The sequence below is a fragment of the Azospirillum melinis genome, assembly GCF_013340935.1.
GTDB lineage: Bacteria > Pseudomonadota > Alphaproteobacteria > Azospirillales > Azospirillaceae > Azospirillum > Azospirillum melinis.
Window position 1 is genome coordinate 1 of sequence record NZ_WHOS01000160.1, and the last position, 515, is coordinate 515.

At 57.7% G+C, this 515-nt stretch carries 2 rRNA genes; both read left to right on the forward strand.

From position 1 onward, the window contains the following. Positions 1 to 111 (forward strand): 16S ribosomal RNA (locus tag GBZ48_RS35935); the annotation flags it as partial. Positions 112 to 390: 279 nt separating this feature from the next. Beyond that, a 23S ribosomal RNA gene (locus GBZ48_RS35940) occupies positions 391 to 515 on the forward strand; the annotation flags it as partial.

The window sequence follows — 515 nt, forward strand, 5'->3', positions numbered from 1 at the left end:
AGGTGGTGCGCTAACCCGCAAGGGAGGCAGCCAACCACGGTAAGGTCAGCGACTGGGGTGAAGTCGTAACAAGGTAGCCGTAGGGGAACCTGCGGCTGGATCACCTCCTTTCTAAGGAAGCCGACCCTGATGGGGCCGGCACCTCAGCCACAAAGGCGCATCTCTGCCGCCGCCGGCGCATCCCTTCTCGACGATCCGGAACACCCGCTGACGGTGCGTCTGCATTGTCTCGGCCGGATTGACGAGAAGCGCTTGGCGTTTTGAAAACTTTCAAAACGCGGGATCTTTCAAATCGTGAATAAAGTCGAGTTTTAAGTGACCGAGGATGCATCTTCATGAGCGTCCACGAGGCAGGAGCGGTTTGCCCCTGTGCGTGACGTTCGGAATAGAGATCAAGCGTCTGAAGGGCATCTGGTGGATGCCTTGGCACTGAGAGGCGATGAAGGACGTAGCACGTTGCGATAAGTCACGGGGAGCCGCGAGCAGGCTTTGATCCGTGAATTTCCGAATGGGGA